Below are 16,004 nucleotides of genomic sequence, written 5' to 3' on the forward strand. Positions count from 1 at the left end.
AAAGTAGCACGACATGAAAAAAATACCCATTATCCCAGTGCCTGTTGATGAAGCTGAGCTCGCATTATTTGAAGAACGAAAAAAGATTTATATGCGTTCTCAAAAAGGTTGGTTTCAATCTTGGCGTTGGGTTTTGGTGTTTTTTACCCAGATATTATTTTACGGTTCAGCTTGGTTGACTTGGAATGATCGCCAAGCTGTTTTGTTTGATTTGGTGAATCGTAAATTTTATATATTTGGCTTGGTGTTATGGCCGCAAGATTTTATTTATCTCGCCGTTTTATTAGTTATTTCTGCGCTATCACTATTTTTATTTACGGCTATAGCAGGACGCTTGTTTTGTGGTTACGCCTGTCCTCAGACGGTGTACACCGAAATTTTTATGTGGGTGGAAGCTAAAATAGAAGGCGACCGCAATGCGCGCATGAAATTAGACCAGGCGCCGATGTCCTTCAATAAGCTTCGCCGTAAATCGACCAAACATTTTATTTGGTTGGCAATTGCACTTTGGACCGGCTTTACCTTCGTAGGTTATTTTTCACCTATTCAAACTTTGGCCAGCGAAGTTCTGTCTTTTAGCTTGGGGCCATGGGAAACATTTTGGTTCTTGTTTTACGCTTTTGCGACTTATGGCAATGCGGGCTTCATGCGTGAACAAGTATGTAAATACATGTGCCCATATGCGCGCTTTCAAAGCGCCATGTTTGACAAAGACACTTTAATTGTTACCTATGATACTGAGCGTGGCGAGCCACGCGGTTCTCGCAATAAAAAAGTGGACTTCAAAGCGGAAGGCTTAGGTTCTTGCGTCGATTGCGGTATTTGTGTTCAGGTTTGTCCAACCGGAATTGATATACGCCAAGGCTTGCAATACGAATGTATCGCATGCGGTGCCTGTATTGATGGCTGTGATCAAGTGATGGACAAGATGGGATATGAGCGCGGCTTAATTCGTTATACCACTGAGCATGCGCTGACCGAAAAAATGACTAAAGATGCGATGTGGAAACGGGTATTTCGTTTGCGCACACTGGTATATGGCGCGATACTTGGTTTAATCGTGTTGTTAGCTGCGGTTTCTTTGGCGTATCGTATCCCTTTGAAAGTAGACGTAATCCGTGATAGAGCGATGCCGAAAATAACCGAAGTAGGTGCGATAGAAAACGTCTATCGTTTGCAGATTATGAACACACAAGAAGCCGCTCGTAATTTCCAAATTAGCGTCAAAGGAATTCCTGGTGCGACTATTGTGAATGAGGCACAAGTCTCTATCAAAGCAGCGACCAGTATGGCGTTCCCGGTTCGGGTCAGAGTGCCAGCCGGTGCCGCGCCAACCGGTTCGAACAGAATACGCTTTGTGGTGTCAGATAGTGAAAGCGCTAATATTTCAGTGACCGAGAAAGCGGTTTTCTTAGTCCCAAGATAAACAGCTAAATTAGATCTGTAAATGCAGTTTGCATACCAAAAGTGACATAAAGTGAAGCAAATTGAAGGAGCGACTATGAACGCAGGAATTTTGACCCAACCCGTTAAAAAAGACATCTGGTATAAAGAACCGTGGTTGCTACTGGTTGTAGGCGGTCCATTATTGGTGGTCTGCGCAAGTTTATTTACGGGCTTTATTGCATTTCGTGGCGCTGATCAAGTGGTGGCGAAAGATTATTATCGCCAAGGATTAATGATCAATACGAATCTGCAACGCGATGCCAAAGCGCGTGAATTGGCTTTGCATGCAGGCTTGCAATTGGATATGGCGAATAAAAAAATCGTGATGCAATTGAATTCCAAACAAGTGTTGCCCGATTTGGTGCAACTCAGTTTAGCAAGCTCGGGCGCTGCCAGCGGTTCTGTTGAAGAGGTAGTTCGTCGCTTGCCGCTTAAGTTGATTGCGGATGGCAAATATGATGCGGATTTATCACAGGATAAAAAGCTGGAGAATGCAATTAATTCTGGTGTACTGCATATTTTGCACGTGAAATTAGAAACCAATGATTGGCGTTTGACGGGCGATTGGTTAGATCCATTACAAAGGCAATTGGCATTATCACCTTCGCGTTAGTCGGCTTACAAAAAACAATGTTGTGTGGTTTGACTCAATGTGAGTCTGCAGTAAAGACCGGTAAAGGAGTGAGGTTTGGACACTAGCAATCTACAGCAAAAACAAACGCAAGAACAAACGCACAATAAGACGCAAGAACAAACGTCGATACGTTCCATATTAATGGTGGTATTGTGGCCTGCATTTTTAATGGCATGTGTTGCTACTGGCGTTTTCTTTAGTTTGGTTGATCCCATGGAACTCATTGTTCTGGATGAACGCGTACAAGTCCATATGCTAGGTGCTTATACGATAGGTTTTTTGATTTTTTGGGCTTTAGGCGCATTCTCAAGTTGGCTCACCGCTTTACTCTTACGAAAAATAACATAGATTACTTGGGCGCAAAAATGACGATTTTAGAAAACAGCATACAAGACAATTTGGAGATTTCTGAGGAATTGATTCGACGTTTCGATTCGCTCGGTCCTCGATATACTTCTTATCCTACGGCTGATCGTTTCAATGCTGAATTCACTGAATCGTCTTACATTCAGTATTTAAAACAACGTAATGATGCGGTGGATAAACCGCCATTGTCCTTGTATATTCACATCCCGTTTTGCGCATCGCTTTGTTACTACTGCGCCTGCAATAAAGTAATTACCAAAGATCGTAGTAAATCGGCGATTTATTTGAACTATCTGGCGAAAGAACTGCAACTGGTCAAGCAACATTTGACCGCTCGTGAAACTATTTCGCAATTGCACTTAGGCGGTGGAACCCCTACTTTCTTAAGCGAAGCAGAGATGCGCGGCTTGATGGCAATGTTGCGTGAGCATTTTGATTTTGCCGCCGATGCCGAAATATCGATAGAAATTGATCCGCGTACAGTGACGCCTGAGACCTTACAACTGCTCGCTGATGTCGGCTTTAACCGCACCAGTTTAGGTGTGCAGGATTTTGATGAGCAAGTACAAATTGCAGTGCATAGAATTCAGCCCTACGACATGGTGGAGAAATGTATTACGCAAAGCCGTGCAGTAGGATTTCAGTCGATTAATTTTGATTTGATTTATGGCTTACCTAAACAAAGTTTGGAAAGTTTTTCACGTACTTTGGATCAGGTTATCGCCTTATCACCTGCACGTATTGCTTTATATAACTACGCACATTTGCCGACACGTTTTAAACCTCAACGTCGAATCAACGAGGCTGACTTGCCCTCTGCCGAACAGCGTTTGCAAATCTTCTTAATGTCACTACGTCGCTTGCTGGCAGAGGGTTATGTATATATTGGTTTAGATCATTTTGCGAAACCTGATGACAGTTTGGCCTTGGCGGTGAAAGACAAATCATTGCACAGAAATTTTCAGGGCTATACAACCCGTGCCGACTGTGATCTGGTGGCTTTGGGTTTATCCTCAATAGGTAAAATTGGTGCGTCTTACGTACAAAATTTACGCACTTTAGATGAGTACTACGCAGCGCTTGATCAGAATAAATTACCGGTCGAAAAAGGCTTTCATCTGAGTGAAGACGATTTGCTGCGCCGTGAAATTATTATGGATTTGATGTGTAGCACCAGTTTGGATATTCCAGAAATCGAACGTAAATACCATATTCGCTTTGCGGAGTATTTTAGTGATGAGTTAGCTCGTATCCAAGCGTATGCGGATGAAGGTCTGATGAGGATAGGTGAGTCAGCCGTGAGTGTAACGGCCAAAGGACGGATGTTTGTGCGTGCCTTTAGTATGGTGTTTGATCAGTATTTGTCACGCCAAAGTGGTGCAAAATATTCTAAATTGATTTAAGGCAGTAGGCGACGCCATGCTGACCTTTCCATTCATAATCGCGGCCTTATCTGCGGGATTGATTGGTGGATTTCATTGCGTTGGTATGTGTGGTGGAATCGCAAGTCTATTGAGCAGTTTGCCTACAATTACCGAGGTCTCTCAAGCTAAGATCGACGACAGGCTGAGTTTGTCCAAAGTAATTCCTATCAATCCAGTGCTGGCGACAGGCAATGCAAGTCCTGTTTCGAATCTTGGACGGAAGCTATATCCATATAAATTACATGCCGGGCGTCTATCCACCTACGCACTTATTGGGGCGGTATTTGGTGGTTTCGGTGCGAGTAGTTTGCGGTGGAAAGCAGAATTTCCAATCACAAGCATTTTTTTTGCTCTCGGTAATTTGACATTGGTCTTTTTAGGGCTGCGCCTGCTGGGCTTTAAGTTGAATTTATTGTTAAGCACATTCTTGCCGACATTTTTGACAGCTAAGACCCAAGCGCTTTATAGCAAACTCACTCCCAGTTTACAGCGCGGTAGTGCGCACCCGTATTTGACAGGAATGGCCTGGGGTTGTTTGCCATGTGGCTTGTCGTATGCGATTGCGCCATTCGCTTTGTTATCAGGAGCAGCATGGTCAGGTGCGGTGTTGATGTTGCTGTTTGGTTTAGCAGCACTGCCACATTTATTAATTGCGCAAACCATGTCTAAACAAATCAAAGCGCATGGCATGATGGGTGTAGTGCAGGCCTTATTTGCTTTGATTTTAATTGGCTTTGGCGTGGCAGGTCTGTTCTATTTTGATATGAATAGTATGCCGGATTTCTTGTGCGTAACGCCGCGCTAGTTCAGAAGAGCTGGAGTCAGTAGCAAGTAATTATTGAGAAAATTGGCTAGCAAGCATAAGGACTAAAGTGAACGCTAGGTCAGCTTTGAACTTATTTTTTGATATCGAGTAAAGAGGCAAACATAGCATCGGCAACTTGAACAATTTTTGCTGAGAATTCAAAGCCCGCTTTGTATTGTAAATTGTTGGTGAGTTCGGTACTCAGATCGGAGCCACTTAAGTCCTTACCGTTGCCATTTACATTGTTGTTTTGGGCCGCCAATTGCTGGCTGGTTTTACTGATGTTGACGATCACGCCGCCATTGGTATTTTCTTGAAAGCTCGCCACTTGCGGTTGAAAATTTTTGGTGCTGGCATTGGCGATATTATGACCACTGCTATCAAGCGCTCCTGAGTAGGCTCGCATGCCAGAAACACCTATATTAAAGCTAGAGAGTGACATCATACTTCCTTCAACTTTGCTTGCTTATTTGCTGATTACTTAACTAGACTCGTTTTGAGTCTCGATTGGTTCTAGCATAGCGCTAATTCAGTAAGTTTGCAGAAAATTTTATGCACTGTAAAAAAGTACGATTTTCTATTCTTGCCTTGATATTATTTTTAGATAAGACTAAATTAATTTGGCGCTGTTGGATTGCTGCCTCAAAGGTAATGTAATTTGAATTTGCGTTCCTTTACCTACTTCGCTCAATACTTGAAATTCACCTTGCATCGCTTTGATTCGTTCACGCATACCAACTAAGCCAAATGAACGCGTTTTATTCATCGCGCCTTCTTCAATTCCGCGACCATCATCTTGTATCGTAAACGCTAAGGATTGTTCATCTCTTGCAAATCGAATGATGACGTGATTGGCTTTCGCATGGCGGGCGACATTGGTCAGCGATTCTTGCACTATACGAAAGATCGCAGTGCTAGGCTCATCGTCGAGAATTAATTGCTCTTCATTGGCGATCAAGTCACAGTTAATGCCATGTCTTTGTGAGAATTCCTTTTGTAAAGTTTGTAGCGCAAAAAATAATCCACCTTCATCTAGCGCACGAGGGCGAAGATCGGTTGCGATGCGGCGTAAAGTTGTGATGGATGTCAGTAGTAATTGATCCATGCTATTTAAAGCCAAGCGCGATTTGCCGGCTAAACCTTGGTCGCGTTGTAGTAGCGATAAATCCATACGCAGCGCAGCCAATAGTTGACCTAGATCGTCGTGCAATTCTCGGGCGATGTGTTTGCGTTCCTCTTCGCGTATGCTTTGTAAAGCCGATGATAGTTGACTAAGCTCTGAATGATATTGCGCCATTTTTTCTTTGGCTAGTTTGCGTTCGCTGGTATCACGGAAAATCACGGTGTAGAACCGTTTGTCATTTTCAATCAGGCTGGAAATGGAGGCTTCCAGTGGAAACTCGCTACCATTGGCATGCAAGCCCGTGACGTAATAATCGTCAAAATTGCCGCCCATTTTTCGGCGAGTTGTGCCACGTTCACCAAATTGATTGACATGGGTGTTGTGGACATGTCGATGTCTCATGGGAATGACTATATCAATTGGGGCGCCTTGTAATTGATTCACGGTGTAACCAAAAATACTGGCAGCAGCCGGATTGACCAAAATAATGGTATGGCTTTCATCGATAGTCAGAATGCCGTCCATGGCAGTTTCTATGACGCCGACTAAGCGCCGTTTGTGGATGAGTAATTCATCCGCCGTATTTTGTAAGTCTTTGGTCGTTTGAATTAAGCTTGAGTAGGGAGCGTGAATATTGATGCCAACCATGCTGCGATAAATCGCGAATGCCGCTAGTACTTGAAATACATGTCCAATCACCACGAACAATTCATCCGGAAATTGGTACATAGAAAAATAAGTTTCTGAGATCGCCATCATCGCACTCGCAAAAAATAGCAAGGAGCGTTTGATCTTTAGATCGGTATCAATATTGAGTCTGTCAGAGCGTAATATTTGACGATATAACAAAGCAGCCGTGATGACGTTAATCACAACCAGCAAAATTTCCGAATGAATTTTAAACAGCGTTTGTCCTGAGCCTTTGAGGTAGGTCGGAGGAAGAATGGCAGGATAGTTGAATATTAAAAGGCTAGCCGCGATAGTGAGAATGACGACGCAATAAACGCTTAATGAGGAGTACTTGTTCGAAACATTAATGTCTTTGGTTTGTATAACGAGGCCTAGCAAAGTGAGGCTGATAATGTAGCGAGACAGTAACCAAAAACTCAGCGACTTATGCATGTCGATTGCATCGGGAAATCCCGGCATGCCTTGAAATGAAATCGCGTGAGAAAAACCAAATAGGGCAGCGCTAAGAAATGCGATCGCAAGGATCAGGCTACTACGTTTGCGTACATCACCGAATGCATTCCACGACACGATAAAAACGGATGTAAAGATGATGATGGTGGCAGTTTCAAGTGCCGTATGTATGCTTAAGGCGTTTGGTATTCGGATTTGCGTAAACAGCGCTTGTTGCGACCATAAAAGACCAGACAAGGTAAATAGAAATGCACTAATCCAGCAGATGTGTTGTAATTCTTTGGGGACGGCATTTTTCATGTCTATGATGTCTATTGTGTATGCGATAGCGTGGGCTCGAGTGTGAACAGGCCGACGGAAAGAAAAAGTGATTTTAGCGAAAGGATAGGGAGCCGTGCATTATTATTTTCACTAAGTGTCTTAGAAAATGATTCAGTCGACGGCTGTGCGAACATGCGAAAGTGCGGCGGTGGTAGCCTGAATAGTGAGTGAGTGAGTTGCTGCCAGCTCGGTCGCACAAATTAGTCCCTAGCAAGAGCTATCGAGTTGGCAAGTCAGATTTGGGTAAAATAATAGTCGATTTGTTTTGATGATTCTAATGCGACATAAGCACTGGAATATCCATTTTTTCTAATATGGTTCTGGTAGTTCCGCCCATAATCATTTCTCTAAAGCGCGAATGACCATATCCGCCCATTACCAACAAATCCGCACCCAGTTCTTTACAGACATTGAGTATGGCTGTGCCTTTGTCATGTGTACTAAACCGAGTTGTGATGTCAACTTGGATGCCATGCCGCGCAAGGTAGAGTGCAATATCTGCACCTGGCTCTTCGCCATGAGCAGGTTCTGATTGATTGGGATTAATGATCAATAGGTGAACCAGCTTACTCAGTTTGAGTAGCGGCAAGGCGTCGGTCAGGGCGCGAGCTGACTCTCGGCTGCCATCCCAAGCGACTACAATTTGCGTACCTAGGGTGAGTTGTGTCAGCGTATGGGGAACGATGAGTATGGGACGTCCCGAATTGACGATCATGAATTCAGGAAAGTCAGACATAACCGAAGGTGAGGGTTCGTGCAGATTGGTTTGCCCTATCACAATTAGATCGGCGTAGCGTGCCCGCAATCCTAGGCCGCCATTGGCCTCATCATTCGCGATCACGCATTCGTTGGTGCTGATGCTTAATTCAGCACTGGCTTGTTTGAATCTCGTGATCGCTTTTTCTGCTCTTTCCCTTAAAGCAGTTAGATGCAGCATGATGTTAGGATCACCAACACCGAGATCGGTGCTCTCGAAAATATAGCGCGAGATACCAGTCAACGCGATGCCTGTTAAGTGGGCGTCAAATTGTTGTGCAATGGCATGTGCCAATTGCGTGCGCTTCACTGAGCTAGGTGTTTCATCAACATGTATCAAAATAGTTTTGTAAGTCATGATGCACCTCGGTGTTGACGTTGGAGATGGTTGATCCAAATACTAGTTGAGAGCGACTGCCATGTCCTTATTCCATTGTGGCAGTATATTTTTATTGACTAAAGCGTTGACTTTTTCTGTGACCTTTTCGCTCACAATTTCACTCACTTTAATCCGTGCTTTCGCTGGAGGCAAGCGACGTAGTGTTTTTAATGCGACAGGATCAATCAGTTTAATTTCGCGTTGTTCTACTGAAATCATGCCTAGTTCATTTAAGGCTGATAATGTACGACTGACGGTTTCCAAGGTCAATCCCAGGTAGCTGCCAATTTCTTGGCGGGTCATGCGCAAATTAAAACTACGACCTGAATAGCCCATCTGATTGAAACGTTCGCCCAGATTAGTTAAGAAACGAGCTACTTTCGCTTCTGCACTCAATGCGCTGAGCATGCTGATCATCATTTGTTCACGGACGATTTCGCGACTCATCACGCTGAACATCGCTTGTTCTAATTCGACATGAATGCGACCTAGCGAAGTGAATGTTTTGTAAGGAACCAAAATCATATCGCAGTCGCTGAGCGCGATCGCTTCAGAGGCATAGTGCTGCTTGTGGATGCCGTCGATTCCAAGTAAGTCACCTTTCATAGGGAAACTTAATACTTGTTCGTTGCCATATTCATCGATATGAACAGTTTTTAGAAAACCAGAATTAACAATATACAAGGTATCAAACACCTGACCAATACGATGTATGCGTTGACCAGCTTTGAAGCGTACATGTTGAAATAAAGTGTCTTCATCATCCGCCGTGGCAGGAGGCTGAATAGTCAATAATTCGCATACCTGACGTAAGTTAGACCACAAGCTACCTTGCTGGCGCCAAGCACTATCGGATGCATGAGTAGCATCGGCGAAACGATTAGGCTGAGTAAGTGTAAGTAAGTTCGACATGATGGACTCTCTTTAGAATGAATTTATAAACTGTTGAATTCGTAATTAATTAGTTAATTGAAGCTTGGATGAAAAATATGCTTGCTAGTGAGTAGGTCCTGTAGCTTGCCATCGGTGCAAGATGTCTGGGATTTGCTCGAAATCAGTTGATTTGTCTAGAAAACTGTCTGCACCCGCACGCAAAGCTTGCATGCGGTTAGCTTCATTTGAGTGATTGGTCAGTACCACAACGCGAATTTCTGGATGGGTATTTTTAATTTTTTTGAGAAGTACTAAGCCGTTGCCGTCGCTCAGTTGGATATCCAAAATCATCGCATCTGCATGACTGTCCAGAATTTTGTTATAGGCACTTCCTATGTCTGGAGTGATGCCGACTATGCTAACGTCTGGCAGTTCTTCGATAAACCGCACCAGGCGATTTTGAATCAGGAGAGAGTCTTCGACGATAAACAGATTCATGATGCGTTTGATCTTTAATGGACTGCGTTATTGATATGTGTCCATTATGGCGAAGTGCGAATTTGATTTACATCAGTGTTTGCTGATTTGCTTTGTGGGAGTTTGCGATGCGGCAACTAGGATTATTCCTACAAGACTGATTTTGTTAGTCTAGACTTTGAGGCGGCTGGCTTATTAACAGCAAGACCAGCATGGTTTGCTGGTCTTTTTTTGGGGGGGCGAGGACGCGGAGTGGAGAAGTGAAGTAGAGTCTGCGCAAATTAGGGAATTTAGCCGCTTATCTGCGTTTTGCGTCGTTCAATTGAGTAAGTGATGTGCCATCGCATATTGCACTAATTCGGAGATGGAATGCAGTTCCATTTTTTGCATAATTCGTGTTTTGTGCGTGCTGACAGTTTTAACGCTTAAGTGCAGCATTTCGGCGATTTCGGTAATCGATTTGCCTTTCGCTAGATGGCAGAAAACCTCAAACTCTCTATCAGATAAGGCGCTGTGTGACGAGTCGTTCTGGCTGGCGGGCATCGCAGACATCGCTAATTGTTCTGCCACCTCCATGCTGATATACGGGCGACCAGATGCCACTTTTCTTAATGCGCTGACTAATTGTGTTCCGGCACTTTCCTTGGTTAAATAACCATTGGCGCCGGCGCGTATAGCACGCACTGCATATTGCTCTTCTTCGTGCATGGTTAAAATTAAAATGGGTAGTTTGGGAAATTCATCTTTAATTTGATGAATTAAATCAACACCACTGCGCCCCGGCATAGAGAGATCTAAGAGCAAGACATCGAAAATTTCTGAGCGGACTTTGGTGATGGTGTCGTGGCCGTCAATTGCTTCGCCTATGACTTGGATATCCTCTATCCCATCTAGGATGCGTTTAAGTCCTTCACGCATGATGGTATGGTCGTCTGCAATCAGAATTTTTATCATTTACTGGATTCTCTTTTTTTTGTATTTTTATATTGTCGTAGGTTGATCGGCAAGCCGCGATCAGGTGATTTCTCGAACTTTAAATTGTCTGCCTTTGATATTGCATAGACTTAATTTTTTTAAAGCATGTTCTGCAACGCTGCGTTCTATCGCAACATAGGACATAAATTCAAATACATTAATTTTTCCAACTTGATCTTTTCTTAGTCCAACATCGCCAGTTAGTGCACCTAAGATGTCGCCAGGGCGCAATTTATCTTTTTTACCGCCTGAGATGCACAGGCTGATCATGGGTGCTTGCAAATCAATTTGACGAGCTTCCAGTTCTGCTAATGATTTCCATGTGACCGCTTGATTTTGATATTCCTTGATTAGGCGTACCCATTTTTTTTCATTGGGGGCGACTAGTGTTAGTGCTAAACCACGTTCTCCAGCTCGGCCAGTGCGGCCAATACGATGTATGTGCACTTCAGTGTCTTTGGAAACGTCCACATTGATGACGGCGCCTAAAGACTGAATGTCAATACCGCGCGCAGCCACATCGGTGGCAACCAGTACGGAGCAGCTTTGATTCGCGAATAAGACCAGAATTTCATCACGATCACGTTGCTCTAGATCGCCATGCAATGCCAGTGCGGTGATACCTTGTTGCTGTAATTCTTCCGCCAATTCCCAACAATGAATTTTTGTATTGCAAAAAGCAATACTGGACGTCGGTTGATAATGAAATAGAAGTTGACTCACTGCTGCATTACGAGATTCGGCAGTCGTCTCGAAAAAAATTTGTTCAATTTGTTGACCCGCGTGCTGGCTTTCAACCTTAACTTCCACAGGATTACGTAAAAAGCTGGCGCTTGCATTGCGCATATCGTTTGGGTAAGTTGCCGAAAATAGTAAAGTCTGGCGGCGTGGCGAGCAAGCTGCAACAATGCCCACGATATCTTCGAAAAAGCCCATGTCGACCATGCGGTCAGCTTCGTCTAAGACCAGTGTTTGAACCGTTGCTAAATTGAGGCTATTGCGTCCAATGTGATCAAGCAGACGTCCAGGTGTACCGACCACGATATGTGCGCCATGTTCTAATGAGGCAATTTGTGGTCGCATTGGCGTTCCACCGCATAGCGTAAGAATTTTTACATTGCCAATCGCGCGGGCTAAGCGTCTTAATTCATTCGAAACTTGCTCGGCGAGCTCTCGTGTTGGGCATACAACGAGTGCTTGTGTCGCGAAATAGCTGGGATTTAGTTTGCTTAAAATGCCAATGCCGAAAGCCGCCGTTTTGCCGCTGCCCGTTTTTGCTTGGGCGATCAAATCTTGCTGTTCCAACATAACCGGAATGCTGGCAGCTTGGATTTCTGTCATTTCCAGATAGCCAAGATTGCTTAAGTTATCCAGCATGGCCTTGGTGAGTGGTAGTTCGGAAAAGCGTTTGGCGGTCTGCATAATGTTGGTATTGGTGTTTCGGATCGAAGCGCGAAGTCTAACAGTTGCACTGCGGAAGTTCTATGTTTAGCCATTCTAAATTACTGTTTTTAGAATTTTTATGGCCTATAAAATAACTTCGTATGAGTCGATAGTGGTAACGCTTAAGATGAATGCATTTCAATAAGTTAAAGGATCATAAATTAAAGGACCAATTGTATTAATTGACATGTTCCCTAGAGTAAATGGTTTCGTGCTAGAATCTAAGGTTAGATGAATTCTTGAAATTTTGTCTTAACCCTTTCTTTTTATTGGAGTTTTTAGATGGCTATCGAACGTACATTATCAATCATTAAACCTGACGCAGTAGCAAAAAACGTTATCGGTCAAATCGTCAGCCGCTTTGAAGGCGCTGGCTTGAAAGTTGTTGCAGCTCGCTTGACACAATTGTCCCGCGCTGAAGCAGAAGGTTTCTACGCTGTGCACGCAGCACGTCCATTCTTCAAAGATTTGGTCGATTTCATGATCTCTGGTCCAGTATTTGTACAAGTATTGGAAGGCGAAGGCGCGATTTTGAAAAATCGTGACTTGATGGGCGCAACAGATCCTAAGAAAGCAGAAAAAGGCACAATCCGTGCTGATTTCGCTGAGTCTATCGATGCGAATGCAGTTCACGGTTCTGACGCTGCAGAAACAGCAGCTGTTGAAATCGCTTACTTCTTCCCAGCATTGAACGTGTACTCACGTTAATCTGTGTTGAAGCAGGTTTAAGGTAGTTATTGATTTATTAGTTTTAACTGGGGCGTCTGCTCCAGGCGCGAAAATTAACTGAAAAGTTTTAATTAAGAAGATTTACATGACGGCACTCACCAACTTATTGGATTTTGATCCTGCACAACTTGTAGCGTATTGTGGCGAGTTGGGTGAGAAGCCGTTTCGCGCAAAGCAATTGCAGCGCTGGATACACCAATTCGGCGCTAGCAATTTTGATGAAATGACCGATCTGGCAAAATCCTTGCGAGAGAAGTTGGCTGGACGTGCGCATATTTCCGCACCAGCAGTCATCAGTGATCACACCTCGACCGATGGTACCCGTAAGTGGTTAGTCGATGTCGGTAATGGAAATGCGGTTGAGACCGTATTTATTCCAGAAGAAAATCGCGGCACCTTGTGTATTTCTACTCAAGCTGGCTGCGCAGTTAATTGCCGTTTTTGTTCTACCGGCAAACAAGGATTTAATCGTAATTTAAGCGTAGGTGAAATCATTGGCCAATTGTGGATGGCTGAGTTTGAACTGCGCCGTACTAAAGGCATAGAGCCAGGCCCTAAAGGTGAACGCCAAATCACCAATGTCGTGATGATGGGTATGGGCGAGCCGTTGTTGAATTTCGAGCCAACGGTAACCGCCTTGAAGTTGATGTTGGACGATAATGCCTATGGCTTGTCGCGGCGTCGCGTCACTCTGTCAACCAGCGGCGTAGTGCCGATGATAGATAAGTTGGCGAAAGAGTGTCCCGTTGCTTTGGCTGTTTCTTTGCATGCTTCTAATGATGCTTTGCGAGATGGGCTGGTGCCTTTGAATAAGAAATATCCATTGCATGAACTGATGGATGCGTGTCGTCGTTATCTCGACTATGCACCACGTGATTTCATCACATTTGAATATTGTATGTTGGACGGTGTGAATGATACCGATCAGCACGCACGTGAGCTGGTTGCGTTGGTGAAAACGGTTCCGTGCAAATTTAATTTGATTCCATTTAATCCATTTCCAGAGTCTGGTTTAAAGCGTTCACCTAATGTGCGCATTAAATTATTTGCACAAATTCTAATGGACGCTGGTATTGTCACGACTGTGCGTAAAACGCGCGGCGATGATATTGATGCTGCTTGCGGTCAATTGGCGGGTGAAGTGCAAGATAGAACTCGGGTGCAAGAACGTATGCAGCAAATGTCGGCGTATCAAAAGAAATTTGGTCCCAATTTTGGCAAAATTACGGAGATTAAGGAATGAAATCCTGCAAAGCAATTTCAGTATTCTTTTATTGTTTTTTTGTGTTGGTTTTATCTGCTTGTTCCAGCTCACGTTTTGTGAGTTCTATGGATGATGAAAAAGTGAAAACTGAAACCCCCGATGTGCAACGTCGAGTTTCGATTCGTATGCAGTTGGCGGTTGATTACTTCACCCAAGGTCAATATAAGCCGGCCTTAGAAGAAATACGTCAGGTGATTAGTTTGTCTCCTAATTTTGCGGATGCCTACAGTCTGCGAGCCCTCATTCAGATGGAAATGAATGACATGCCAAGGGCGGAAGAGAATTTTTTGCATGCCCGCAAATTAGATCCGACTAATTCTGATATTACAAATAATTATGCGTGGTTCTTGTGTGAGACTAATCGCGGAAAGCAGGCTTTGCCTTTGTTTGACAAAGTCTTGAATGATCGCAGTTATGCCGCGCCAGTGAAAACTATGTTGAGTGCAGGCGTGTGTAGCTTGCGTTTAAAAGATCTTGCTACGGCTGAGCGCTATTTTAAAATGGGCGCCGAATTGCAGCCTAATAATCCGACCATCAACGGTAATTTGGCCAAACTGTATTTTGATAAAGCTCAGTTTACGGACGCTAGAATTTATATTCAACGCGTTTTAAAAGAAGAGATTTTTGCGGCAGATGTATTGTGGTTGGCGATTAAAATCGATAATAAACTGGGTGATACCGCATCGGTGAATGGATTGGCGACCCAATTGCGTCGCAGACATCCTAATTCAAAAGAGTTCGCTTCGTTTCAAAAGGGTGCGTTTAATGAATGACTTGTCACGAGCATCGACTTTGCTTGAGAGTAATGATGCTACTGAATCAATTGAAGTGATGCAGAATTTGTCAGTGGGCGAAAGATTGTCTTCCAGTCGCGGGCAAAAAGGCTGGAGCGTTCAATATGTCGCGGAGCAATTGAAGTTGTCTCAGGGGCAAATTCTTGCTTTGGAATCGAATCAATTCGAGTTATTACCTAAGTTGGTCATTGTCCGTGGGTTTGTGCGCGCCTATGCTAAGTTATTAAAAATTGATGCTGATAGTTTGATTGCGCTTTTGCCGAAAGATGCCTCACCTATGCAGCTAGAGACTTCTTTGCGACCTGCTTTATCGACTCCTTTTGTTGATTCCCGTCTCTCTTTGTTGGGACATCATGACAACAATCGTCGTTATATCGTTGGTGCAATATGTTTGGTATTGTTGGTCGGGATTTTTTTGTTGGTGCAGCGAACCGAATTTGGTAGGAATCTCATTGCACAGTTCCATGCCCCGGCAGCTCAATCAGTGACTCCCGAGGTTGCACCCAATCAGAACGTAGTTGACACAGAAATCGCGAGTGCGACCGCAAGTGTCGCAGCGGCGAACGCAAATTTGCCTAGATCAGATAATGTGGCTATGCCTTCGCTACCAAGTGTAGAACCCGTGGCCGCGCCGACTGTCAGTGCTGATGAACAACGTGTGGTGGCGGGCGAGACGCAAGAAAACCTTGCTGCTGCCGTTACTGCTGCGCGTACGCCTGTAGTTGCTGCATCGTCGGCTGATGTGACACAACTTGCCAATCCAAATTCTGCGCAAGCGGCGTCGAAGGCGGCATTGTCCGCTGCGGCTGGAGATAACAATGTACTCGTTTTGAAATTTCGCGAAAACTCTTGGATTCAAGTTAAAACCGAAACAGGTACTGTGCTGAGCTCGCGTCTGGCAAAGGCGGGTACAGAAGAGTCGTTTAGTGTAAAGCAAGCACTTTCGGTTCGAATTGGGAATGCTGCCGGTGTTGATGCAAGCTTGCGTGGTCAAACTTTGACGATTTCGTCGGAACGTGGCAGTAATGTCGCGAACTTGGTGGTGAAGTAAA

General features: G+C 44.2%; 16 protein-coding genes. 9 read left to right on the top strand and 7 right to left on the bottom strand.

Annotated elements, in window-relative coordinates:
* Positions 1-13: 13 nt before the first annotated feature.
* From ccoG to ACFFJH_RS01305, 5 genes are all read left to right on the top strand, one after another.
* Positions 14-1,426, top strand: coding sequence for a cytochrome c oxidase accessory protein CcoG (ccoG, locus tag ACFFJH_RS01285; protein ID WP_390209478.1), 1,413 nt, complete (start codon positions 14-16; stop codon positions 1,424-1,426).
* A gap of 75 nt (positions 1,427-1,501) precedes the next feature.
* Positions 1,502-2,059, top strand: coding sequence for a FixH family protein (locus ACFFJH_RS01290; protein WP_390209479.1), 558 nt, complete (start codon positions 1,502-1,504; stop codon positions 2,057-2,059).
* Positions 2,060-2,134: 75 nt separating this feature from the next.
* Positions 2,135-2,428 carry a hypothetical protein gene (locus tag ACFFJH_RS01295; protein WP_390209480.1) on the top strand — a complete coding sequence of 98 codons (294 nt, stop codon included), beginning with the start codon at positions 2,135-2,137 and terminating at the stop codon, positions 2,426-2,428.
* Between the two features lie 17 nt (positions 2,429-2,445).
* The gene (gene hemN / locus ACFFJH_RS01300) at positions 2,446-3,849 is read left to right on the top strand and encodes an oxygen-independent coproporphyrinogen III oxidase (RefSeq protein WP_390209481.1); all 1,404 of its coding nucleotides are present in this window, start codon (positions 2,446-2,448) and stop codon (positions 3,847-3,849) included.
* Between the two features lie 16 nt (positions 3,850-3,865).
* Positions 3,866-4,675, top strand: a complete 810-nt coding sequence (locus ACFFJH_RS01305) for a sulfite exporter TauE/SafE family protein (RefSeq protein ID WP_390209483.1) — start codon at positions 3,866-3,868, stop codon at positions 4,673-4,675.
* A gap of 91 nt (positions 4,676-4,766) precedes the next feature.
* On the opposite strand, the gene ACFFJH_RS01310 is transcribed toward ACFFJH_RS01305, so the two are convergent.
* The 7 genes from ACFFJH_RS01310 to dbpA form a co-directional block, all read right to left on the bottom strand.
* Complete coding sequence (locus ACFFJH_RS01310; RefSeq protein WP_390209484.1) at positions 4,767-5,120, bottom strand: flagellar basal body rod protein FlgC; 354 nt, start codon at positions 5,118-5,120, stop codon at positions 4,767-4,769.
* 165 nt (positions 5,121-5,285) lie between these two features.
* Complete coding sequence (locus tag ACFFJH_RS01315) at positions 5,286-7,241, bottom strand: MASE3 domain-containing protein (protein ID WP_390209485.1); 1,956 nt, start codon at positions 7,239-7,241, stop codon at positions 5,286-5,288.
* A 295-nt stretch (positions 7,242-7,536) separates the two neighbouring features.
* A complete protein-coding gene (locus ACFFJH_RS01320) occupies positions 7,537-8,376 on the bottom strand; it encodes a universal stress protein (RefSeq protein ID WP_390209486.1) in 840 nt (279 codons plus the stop codon).
* Positions 8,377-8,418: 42 nt separating this feature from the next.
* Positions 8,419-9,309, bottom strand: a complete 891-nt coding sequence (locus ACFFJH_RS01325; RefSeq protein ID WP_390209487.1) for a Crp/Fnr family transcriptional regulator — start codon at positions 9,307-9,309, stop codon at positions 8,419-8,421.
* A gap of 84 nt (positions 9,310-9,393) precedes the next feature.
* The gene (locus ACFFJH_RS01330; RefSeq protein WP_390209488.1) at positions 9,394-9,768 is read right to left on the bottom strand and encodes a response regulator; all 375 of its coding nucleotides are present in this window, start codon (positions 9,766-9,768) and stop codon (positions 9,394-9,396) included.
* Positions 9,769-10,065: 297 nt separating this feature from the next.
* Positions 10,066-10,701 (bottom strand): response regulator, encoded by a 636-nt coding sequence (locus tag ACFFJH_RS01335; protein WP_390209489.1) that lies wholly within the window; start codon positions 10,699-10,701, stop codon positions 10,066-10,068.
* A gap of 60 nt (positions 10,702-10,761) precedes the next feature.
* A complete protein-coding gene (dbpA, locus tag ACFFJH_RS01340; RefSeq protein WP_390209490.1) occupies positions 10,762-12,144 on the bottom strand; it encodes an ATP-dependent RNA helicase DbpA in 1,383 nt (460 codons plus the stop codon).
* 303 nt (positions 12,145-12,447) lie between these two features.
* On the opposite strand from dbpA, the gene ndk reads away from it, so the two are divergent.
* The 4 genes from ndk (at position 12,448) to ACFFJH_RS01360 (ending at position 16,003) form a co-directional block, all read left to right on the top strand.
* Positions 12,448-12,873, top strand: a complete 426-nt coding sequence (gene ndk / locus ACFFJH_RS01345) for a nucleoside-diphosphate kinase (RefSeq protein ID WP_186915269.1) — start codon at positions 12,448-12,450, stop codon at positions 12,871-12,873.
* A gap of 106 nt (positions 12,874-12,979) precedes the next feature.
* Complete coding sequence (gene rlmN / locus ACFFJH_RS01350) at positions 12,980-14,137, top strand: dual-specificity RNA methyltransferase RlmN (RefSeq protein WP_390209491.1); 1,158 nt, start codon at positions 12,980-12,982, stop codon at positions 14,135-14,137.
* Positions 14,134-14,931, top strand: coding sequence for a type IV pilus biogenesis/stability protein PilW (pilW, locus tag ACFFJH_RS01355; RefSeq protein WP_390209493.1), 798 nt, complete (start codon positions 14,134-14,136; stop codon positions 14,929-14,931). Before rlmN ends, pilW begins: the two co-directional genes overlap by 4 nt.
* A complete protein-coding gene (locus ACFFJH_RS01360; RefSeq protein ID WP_390209494.1) occupies positions 14,924-16,003 on the top strand; it encodes a helix-turn-helix domain-containing protein in 1,080 nt (359 codons plus the stop codon). Before pilW ends, ACFFJH_RS01360 begins: the two co-directional genes overlap by 8 nt.
* Position 16,004 lies beyond the last annotated feature (1 nt).

The sequence above is a fragment of the Affinundibacterium danionis genome, assembly GCF_042432465.1.
In the GTDB taxonomy this organism is placed as follows: Bacteria; Pseudomonadota; Gammaproteobacteria; order Burkholderiales; family Burkholderiaceae_D; genus Undibacterium; species Undibacterium danionis.

Coding starts and splice junctions, on each gene's coding strand:
- ccoG (WP_390209478.1), top strand. CDS start 14: ATGAAAAAAATACCCATTATCCCAGTGCCTGTTGATGAAGCTGAGCTC.
- ACFFJH_RS01290 (WP_390209479.1), top strand. CDS start 1,502: ATGAACGCAGGAATTTTGACCCAACCCGTTAAAAAAGACATCTGGTAT.
- hemN (WP_390209481.1), top strand. CDS start 2,446: ATGACGATTTTAGAAAACAGCATACAAGACAATTTGGAGATTTCTGAG.
- ACFFJH_RS01305 (WP_390209483.1), top strand. CDS start 3,866: ATGCTGACCTTTCCATTCATAATCGCGGCCTTATCTGCGGGATTGATT.
- ACFFJH_RS01310 (WP_390209484.1), bottom strand. CDS start 5,120: ATGATGTCACTCTCTAGCTTTAATATAGGTGTTTCTGGCATGCGAGCC.
- ACFFJH_RS01315 (WP_390209485.1), bottom strand. CDS start 7,241: ATGAAAAATGCCGTCCCCAAAGAATTACAACACATCTGCTGGATTAGT.
- ACFFJH_RS01320 (WP_390209486.1), bottom strand. CDS start 8,376: ATGACTTACAAAACTATTTTGATACATGTTGATGAAACACCTAGCTCA.
- ACFFJH_RS01325 (WP_390209487.1), bottom strand. CDS start 9,309: ATGTCGAACTTACTTACACTTACTCAGCCTAATCGTTTCGCCGATGCT.
- ACFFJH_RS01330 (WP_390209488.1), bottom strand. CDS start 9,768: ATGAATCTGTTTATCGTCGAAGACTCTCTCCTGATTCAAAATCGCCTG.
- ACFFJH_RS01335 (WP_390209489.1), bottom strand. CDS start 10,701: ATGATAAAAATTCTGATTGCAGACGACCATACCATCATGCGTGAAGGA.
- dbpA (WP_390209490.1), bottom strand. CDS start 12,144: ATGCAGACCGCCAAACGCTTTTCCGAACTACCACTCACCAAGGCCATG.
- ndk (WP_186915269.1), top strand. CDS start 12,448: ATGGCTATCGAACGTACATTATCAATCATTAAACCTGACGCAGTAGCA.
- rlmN (WP_390209491.1), top strand. CDS start 12,980: ATGACGGCACTCACCAACTTATTGGATTTTGATCCTGCACAACTTGTA.
- pilW (WP_390209493.1), top strand. CDS start 14,134: ATGAAATCCTGCAAAGCAATTTCAGTATTCTTTTATTGTTTTTTTGTG.
- ACFFJH_RS01360 (WP_390209494.1), top strand. CDS start 14,924: ATGAATGACTTGTCACGAGCATCGACTTTGCTTGAGAGTAATGATGCT.